The 7,621-nt window shown below is 63.0% G+C and carries 9 protein-coding genes; 6 read left to right on the top strand and 3 right to left on the bottom strand.

Annotated features, from left to right (window positions below; genetic code table 11):
* From ispG to B3B04_RS05910, 3 genes are all read left to right on the top strand, one after another.
* Positions 1 to 803 (top strand): flavodoxin-dependent (E)-4-hydroxy-3-methylbut-2-enyl-diphosphate synthase (gene ispG, locus B3B04_RS05900; RefSeq protein WP_292040939.1); only part of this gene is annotated, 803 nt, incomplete at its 5' end.
* Positions 804 to 815: 12 nt separating this feature from the next.
* The gene (locus B3B04_RS05905) at positions 816 to 1,079 is read left to right on the top strand and encodes a DUF333 domain-containing protein (protein ID WP_292040942.1); all 264 of its coding nucleotides are present in this window, start codon (positions 816 to 818) and stop codon (positions 1,077 to 1,079) included.
* A 3-nt stretch (positions 1,080 to 1,082) separates the two neighbouring features.
* Positions 1,083 to 1,679, top strand: coding sequence for a glutathione S-transferase N-terminal domain-containing protein (locus tag B3B04_RS05910; RefSeq protein ID WP_292040945.1), 597 nt, complete (start codon positions 1,083 to 1,085; stop codon positions 1,677 to 1,679).
* A 27-nt stretch (positions 1,680 to 1,706) separates the two neighbouring features.
* On the opposite strand, the gene B3B04_RS05915 is transcribed toward B3B04_RS05910, so the two are convergent.
* Both B3B04_RS05915 and B3B04_RS05920 read right to left on the bottom strand, forming a co-directional pair.
* Positions 1,707 to 2,477, bottom strand: coding sequence for a sulfite exporter TauE/SafE family protein (locus B3B04_RS05915; protein WP_292040948.1), 771 nt, complete (start codon positions 2,475 to 2,477; stop codon positions 1,707 to 1,709).
* Positions 2,478 to 2,567: 90 nt separating this feature from the next.
* Positions 2,568 to 3,176: a response regulator gene (locus B3B04_RS05920; RefSeq protein WP_292040952.1), complete on the bottom strand. Its 609-nt coding sequence runs from the start codon at positions 3,174 to 3,176 to the stop codon at positions 2,568 to 2,570.
* Between the two features lie 286 nt (positions 3,177 to 3,462).
* Here B3B04_RS05920 and prfA point away from each other — a divergent pair, with 286 nt between their 5' ends.
* The gene (gene prfA, locus B3B04_RS05925) at positions 3,463 to 4,530 is read left to right on the top strand and encodes a peptide chain release factor 1 (protein ID WP_292040954.1); all 1,068 of its coding nucleotides are present in this window, start codon (positions 3,463 to 3,465) and stop codon (positions 4,528 to 4,530) included.
* A gap of 6 nt (positions 4,531 to 4,536) precedes the next feature.
* Here the strand turns inward: prfA and B3B04_RS05930 are convergent, their stop codons facing one another.
* Positions 4,537 to 5,829 (bottom strand): YihY/virulence factor BrkB family protein, encoded by a 1,293-nt coding sequence (locus tag B3B04_RS05930; RefSeq protein WP_292040956.1) that lies wholly within the window; start codon positions 5,827 to 5,829, stop codon positions 4,537 to 4,539.
* Positions 5,830 to 5,902: 73 nt separating this feature from the next.
* Here B3B04_RS05930 and prmC point away from each other — a divergent pair, with 73 nt between their 5' ends.
* The gene (gene prmC, locus B3B04_RS05935) at positions 5,903 to 6,808 is read left to right on the top strand and encodes a peptide chain release factor N(5)-glutamine methyltransferase (RefSeq protein ID WP_292040958.1); all 906 of its coding nucleotides are present in this window, start codon (positions 5,903 to 5,905) and stop codon (positions 6,806 to 6,808) included.
* Between the two features lie 350 nt (positions 6,809 to 7,158).
* The coding region (locus B3B04_RS05940; RefSeq protein ID WP_409516072.1) for a DUF4167 domain-containing protein at positions 7,159 to 7,621 on the top strand (463 nt) is incomplete at its 3' end.

The following is a 7,621-nucleotide window of genomic DNA, read 5'->3' on the forward strand; positions in this document are numbered from 1 at the left end:
GCATCAATCCCGGCAATATCGGCTCGTCCGAGCGCGTGAAGGAAGTCATCAAGGCCGCGCGCGACAACGGCTGTTCCATGCGGATCGGCGTCAATGCCGGATCGCTGGAGAAGGAACTGCTGGAAAAATACGGCGAGCCTTGCCCCGACGCCATGGTGGAAAGCGCGCTGAACCACGCCCGCATCCTTCAGGACAATGACTTCCACGAGTTCAAGATTTCGGTGAAGGCGTCCGATCCCTTCCTGACGGTCGCGGCCTACCAGCAGCTGGCCGAAGCCATCGACTGTCCGCTGCACCTTGGCGTGACCGAGGCCGGTCCCCTTCGCACCGGCACCATCAAATCGGCCATCGGCATGGGCTCCATGTTGTGGGCCGGTATTGGCGACACCATTCGCGTCTCTCTGGCCGCCGATCCCGTGGAAGAGATCAAGGTCGGCTTTGATATCCTCAAGTCGCTGGGCCTTCGCCATCGCGGCGTGAACATCATCGCCTGCCCCAGTTGCGCGCGTCAGGGCTTCAACGTCATCGAGACGGTCGCCATCCTCGAGGAAAAGCTGGCCCACATCGCTACGCCCATGAGCCTGTCGGTCATCGGCTGCGTGGTGAATGGTCCGGGCGAGGCCCTCTACACCGACATCGGTTTCACTGGCGGCGGTGCCGGATCGGGCATGGTCTATCTGAACGGCAAGATCGCCCACAAGCAGGCGAATGACGGGATGATCGACCACATTGTGGAACTGGTTGAAGAGAAGGCCGCTGAACTGGAGGCGGCCCGCAAGGCTGCGGAAGTCTCAACGACCTAAGGAGCTATGCTCATGCGTCTCGTCCCCATCGCCTTGTTCGCCGCACCCGTTCTGATGCTGGGGGCCTGTACGCAGCCCGAGAAAGAAGCGACTCAGACGCGGATCGGCATGCCCAATCCCGCCTCGGTCCATTGCGCAGAGACGGGCGGGCGCTCGGAAATCCGCACCGCTGCCGATGGCGGCCAGTATGGCGTCTGTGTGTTCGCCGACGGTCGCCAATGCGAGGAATGGGCGCTAATGCGCGACAAACAATGTGTTGCTCCCGATAAGGTCTGATCCATGAAGCTCTACATCACCACCCCTTCGCCCTTCGCCCGCAAGGTTCGCATTGTTGCCCATGAAAAAGGCTTGGCCGACCGGATCGAAGAGGTGGTGGTAGACCCCTATGCCAATGCGCCGGAACTTCTGGGCACCAATCCGGTAGTGCAGGTGCCGACGCTGGTGGCGGAGGACGGACTGCCCCTGAATGACAGTCCGGTTATTGCCCAGTATCTGGATATGATCGGTACGGGGCCTACGCTGCTGCCCACCCAAACCGAGGCGTGGCTCAAGATCAAACGTCTGGAGACACTGGGCAATCAGGCGCTGGAAATGGGCGTCAAACTGGTGCTGGAAAAGCGCCGTCCGGAGAGCGAGCGTTCTGCGTCATGGATCGACCGCTGGACCGCCAATATGGGCCGTGCACTAGATGCGCTGGAAGCTGAAAATCTCGATGCCTCGGACATCAATCTTGGCACGATTACCGCAGCCATTGCCGTGACATGGATCGGCTTCCGCCATCCGGACTATGACTGGAAAACGGGGCGTCCCAAGCTGGTGGCTTTCCAGCAGACCATGGAAGAGCGCGACAGCTTCAAACAGACCTATCCGCGTTAAGCGCCAACGCTGTGAAGTCAGCTGGCCTTACAGGGCCAGCTGCACCCCCTGAAAGATCGCCAGACCCACCAGCAAAATGCCGACCGCATAGGCCAACACCTTGCGCGGCACCTTCTTGACGATCAGTCCGGCAAACGGTGCGGCGATCAGACCGCCCGCGACCAGACCGGCCACCGCCCAGGCGTGATTTTCCAGCGCGCCGGCCTCTTTCCAGTGACCGGTCACCAGCGCCCAGACAAAGGTGGCCGAAACGGCGACCGTCAGGAAAAACTCGGCCGTGTTGACAGTACCGATGGCCTTTCGCGGCTCCTGACCGGACGCAATCATCGAAGAGGTTACGGTCGGCCCCCAGCCGCCACCACCGATGGCGTCCAGAAAACCACCCACCAGACCGAACGGCGCGGTAATCCATCGCGGCAGTTTGCGCGGCTTGGGGTCATGTCCGGCCCGCCACAAAATCCAGCAGCCGATCAGGGCCAGATAGCCCACGACGAAGGGTTTGATCACATTGCCGTCGATCCCGGCCAGCACATAGGCCCCCAGAACCCCGCCGATCACACCGGCAATGGCCAAGGGCACAAACAGCCGCCAGTCGATGTTGCGATGAACCGTGTGGCTGGTGGCGGAGGCGGCCGTAGTGAAAACCTCGGCAGCATGCACACTGGCCGAGGCCGTGGCGGGCGGCACACCAACGGCCAGCAGGACCGAAGAGGAGATCACGCCATAGGCCATGCCCAGCGCCCCATCGACCGCCTGCGCAAGAATGCCCACCAGAAGAAAGACGAAAAAGGGGTCCATCGGCGCCTTGTCAAGAAAAGAGCCCTGCCGGTCGCGGGCCAAGCCCAAACGCCACGACGCGGTTTGGGTTCATCCGCGACCGGACAATCGTCAGTTAGCCATCTCCAAGCGGGCGATGGCGGCCAGAACATCGTGTGACGAATAGGGCTTGATCACCATGGCCGAGGCCAGATCGGCGTTGCGCGCCGCTTGGGTCACATCCCCCGAAATAAAGATCACCGGCATACCCCAGCGCGACTTAAGGCTGCGGGCCAGATCAACGCCCGAGGCATCGCCCGACAGATTGATATCCAGCAATGCCAGGTCGATCTGGTGCAGGGCCGTAGCGGCTTCGGCCGCCTCGGCGCTGTGAAACGGGCCGATCACGCGATGGCCGGCTTCGTCCAGTGTTTCGGTCAGGGCCGCAGCGGCATCGGCGTCGTCCTCTACCAGCAGGACGGTGCGAGCGCCGGCATCGGTCCCATTGGCCTGCGGAGCGGTATCGGTCGGCATCTGCTTGACCAGCACGGCGCGCAGGACAGGCCACAGCGCTGCGGGCTCGGTTGCGGCGTCCAGATCGAAAATATTGGCCAGTGCCCGCAGTTCGGCGGCTGCGTCCGGAGACAGGTCGGTCCCCTTGGCAATCAGTGCATCGTACTGAGCGCACAGACGTGCGATGTCATCGCCACCCATGGTGGCCGGATCGTGAAATTCAGTCATCCCCTGTCTCCGCTGTTCGCGTCGAGCAAACCCTCCACGTCGGGAGAACCGGCGGGCTTGCCTTTCTGAGCTAAGGGCTGGGGCGGCGTGGCGAAATAGGTCTGACGCGCTTGTGACGGCTCATCACAATGAAGCCAGATCATGGTGAACAGCTCAGTTTACCCTTGCACAGACCTGCGCAGAGCAGGGCATCAGCCCTTCGGCTGGGGTTGTCGTACCTTAAGGGAATGGACTTGTCGGGCACGGCTGACATACACAGACGCTCCCGCCTAACCGGAGGATGCCTTTGCGACTGCCCCAAGCCCGCCTTGATCAGGTTCTTGACCGTTTCCGCCAAGTGGAGGCGCGCATGGGCGCGGCCACAGACGGGGCCGAGATCGTGCGCCTGTCCAAGGAACATGCCGAGCTGAAGCCGGTCGCCGATGCGGTCGAGGCCGTCAATCGTGCCCGTCGCGAGATGGCCGATCTGGAAGCCATGGCCTCCGATCCGGATATGGCCGAAATGGCCGCCGAAGAGATGGAGGCCTTGAAGGACCGCCTGCCGCAACTGGAGCGCGATGTCGCCCTGCTGCTGGCCCCGCGCGATGCCGATGAAAAGGCCTCTGCGGTTCTGGAAGTGCGCGCCGGTACCGGCGGCGACGAGGCGGCCCTGTTCGCGGGTGACCTGTTCCGCATGTACAGCCGCTATGCCTCCAGCGTTGGCTGGCGGGTCGAGATCGACAGCGCCACCGAAGGTGAGGCGGGCGGCTATAAGGAAATCATCGCCACCATCACGGGCGAGGGCGTGTTCGGGCGACTGAAGTTCGAGTCCGGCGTGCACCGCGTCCAGCGCGTGCCTGCTACCGAAGCCGGTGGCCGCATCCACACCTCTGCCGCGACCGTAGCCGTACTGCCGGAAGTCGAGGACGTGGAAATCGAAATCCGCGATCAGGACATCCGCATCGACACCTACCGTTCGTCCGGTGCCGGCGGCCAGCACGTCAACAAGACCGACTCGGCTGTGCGTATCACCCACTTGCCGACCGGCATTGTGGTGACGTCATCTGAAAAGTCGCAGCACGTGAACCGCGACAAGGCGATGAAAAACCTGCGTATCCGCCTTTATGACCAACAGCGTCAGGCCAAGGATGCCGCCCGTTCGGACGCACGCAAGTCGCAGGTCGGCTCCGGCGACCGTTCAGAGCGCATCCGCACCTATAACTATCCGCAAGGGCGCGTGACCGACCACCGTATCGGCCTGACCCTGCACAGCCTGCCGCAGATTTTAGAAGGCGACCTCGATCCGGTGCTGAACGCCCTGATTGCCGAGGATCAGGCCGCTCGTCTTGCCGACCTTGAGGCAGAGTTCGCCTAAAGCCTTTTAGCTGGCTTTGCGGCGCACCTTGTTCAGGGTGCGCCTGACCCGAGCGCGTAGCGACGGGGCGTTTGGCTCTGCGGATCCCGAACCCCGCCTTGGACCCACTGAGTCCGCCATGACCGCACCGCGCTGGCCAATCGGCTTGGCGGGGCCAACCGTGGTGTCCAGTGCCGTCTGGTGCTCGATCTCGGCGTTCAGGCGCGCGCCGATCAGCACCACCTGCAAGGAAATCCACGTCCACAGCAAGAAACCCATGGCCGCCGACAGCGGGCCGTAGGAGTCGGTGCGGACGAAATTGCCCAGGAACCAGCTGAACAGCAACGACACCAGCAGGCTCAGGGTCGCGGCTACGATCGCCCCCGGCGTCAGCCAGCGCCAGCGTGGCGACACCCGGCTTGGCCCGATGCGATAGATCAGGCTGAGGAAGCCTATAAAAACCACGAACAGGACTGGCCAGCGCAGAGGCGAGAGAAAGGCCCACTCGTCCTGCAGCCGGAAGATGGACACCACCACCGGAATACCCACCACGAGCAGCGACGTCAGCATCACCCCGATCAGGGCCGAGACGGTGCAGGCCATGCACACTAGATTATAGACGACAATGTTGCGTTTTTCGGTCTCGTGATAGGCGACGTTCAGACCGTAAAAGAGTGTCTTCACCCCGCCATTGGCGGCCCATAGGGACAGCAACAGGGTCCAGATCAGGGTGAAGGTGAGGGTGCCGGTCGAATTGGACGCCAGACGCGTCATCTCGTTGCCGAGGAAGGCCGACACATTGGACGGCAGCATCTCGTAGATAAAGTCCAGACGCCCCCATGCATCACCGGGATCGGCAAACAGACCGTAGATGGTGACAAAGGCGGCGATGGCCGGAAACAGGGCCAGCAACATAAAGAAGGTGATGCCGCCTGCGGTGAACGTTACCCGATCACTAAAAAAGCCCATGGCGGTGCGCCACAGAATGTCGATCCACCCCTTGAAAGGTATACGTGACGGGCGATCGGCCAGTCGGCCGCGGCCCGGCTCTCTGGCATCGAAGGCCTCGGGCGAGGTGTCATCCTGATCGTTATCGGGGCGGAATTGGCGCAGGTCCAGACCGACCTTGTGGCCTTGGGTGTAGAGCAGGTGCGCCGCGGTTGCTCCGGCGGCCAACCCGCCGCCCGCAGCCCCCAGATAGCGCAGCCATGCCGGTCCCCGTCGCGGCCCGCCGCGCCGGCTTCGGGACGGGGCGGACAGGGCCCCCATCACGTCCCCCAGCAGGGACTTGGTCGGTCGGGATGATTTTTTACGGGCCATGGCGGTTCAGAACGATCCTGTGCCAGACCTGTTCCGCCTTGAAATTTGACGGCTTAGTCCCCAATCAATGCCCATGACCACGACCTCCTCCAATACTTCCAGTGGCGCGACCCTTCTGACGACGTGGAAGGACGCTCAGGCGCGCCTCAAGGCCGCCGGTATCGACAGTCCGTCCATCGACGCCCGTATCCTGCTGGAAGCGGCCACGGGCGCAGGTCGTGTCGACATCCTGACCGATCCCTATCGCGCGGTCACCCCCGAACAGACCCGCCAGATGGATCACTATCTGGAGCGCCGTCTGCGTCGCGAGCCCGTGTCCAAAATTCTGGGCAAGAAGGGCTTCTGGAAGATCATGCTCAACGTCACGCCGGACGTGCTGAGCCCGCGTGCCGATACGGAAGTCATCGTCGATATCGCCACCTTGGCCTTCGCTCCGCAGCAGAGCTTCGAGATGGCCGATCTGGGGACCGGCTCGGGCTGCATCCTGCTGGCGACGCTGGCCGAGCGCCCTGCCGCACGCGGCGTCGGTACCGACATCTCGACCGAGGCCATCGCAGTGGCGCGCGAGAATGCCGCCAACCTTGACCTGAACAACCGGTGCACCTTCCTGCGCACCGAATGGGCAACGGGGTTTGCGGACAACAGCTTTGATCTGGTGGTGTCCAACCCGCCCTATATCCCGACCAAGGATATCGCGACCCTTGATCCGGAGGTGCGTGACCATGATCCGCATCTGGCACTGGACGGCGGCGAAGACGGTCTGGAGCCATATCGCGTGCTGGCTCCCGAGATTAAACGCGTGCTGCGTCACGACGGCATTTTCGCCGTCGAGATCGGCTGGGACCAAGGCCCGCAGGTCAAGGCCCTGTTCGAACAGGCCGGCTTCAGCGATGTGAAGGTGGTCAAGGATCTGGGCGACCGCGACCGCGTGGTCACCAATGGTCCGGACCCGAAAACGGCCCCGCGTCCGCAATCCTGATCCCTCAAGGCGGGCAAACCCGTCATGCAAAAGCGGCGATAGTCCTCAACGGCTGTCGCCGCTTTTTGCAAATAAAGCCCTTGGCAAAGAGCCGTTTCACGCGCTAAGTCCCTTTTGTCTCCCACTCAAACACGACGAACGCGGTCTCGACACCTCGCATCTGCGTGACTGGGACATGTGACGGTCGGGCCTTCTTCGGCACGGCGGACCACAGGGCGACACACGTTTTTCCGAACACATCGCAACGGGGATTGGCCCCGAAAGCGCGGAACCAGGACTTGGGCCCAGACTGTCACACCGACAGCCCGACCCGCACCAGCACGGTAACCTCGATGAGAGATTTCAAGGGCATGAAGCGCCAACGCGGCCGCAATCGCAAGCCGAGCGGCGGCAATAACGCGAATGCAACCAACCCGAACCGTTCGTGGGACTCGCAAGGCCCCGAGAACATCAAGGTTCGCGGTAATGCCCAGACGGTCTACGAACGCTATATGCAGCTGGCCCGCGATGCCGCCGCTGCCGGTGACCGCGTTCTGGCCGAAAACTACACCCAACACGCCGAGCACTATTTCCGCGTCCTGCGCGCGCTCCAGCCGCTGCGTTCGGTCAGCGAGATCGCCCAGCGCGAACAGGCCGGCCAAGGCTTCGACATCGACTTCGAAGACGAATCCGGTGCACAGGCCGCAGCTATCATTGCGGCCCAGCAGGCCGAAGAGCGCCGCGCCGAAGAAGAAGCCCGCCGTCAGGCCGAGCGCGCCGAGCGCGAAGCCCAGCGCGAGCGTGAACGAGCCGAGCGCGCCGAACGCGGCGAGG

Origin of the sequence: Brevundimonas sp. UBA5713, assembly GCF_002419815.1 — a bacterium.
Lineage (GTDB): Bacteria > Pseudomonadota > Alphaproteobacteria > Caulobacterales > Caulobacteraceae > Brevundimonas.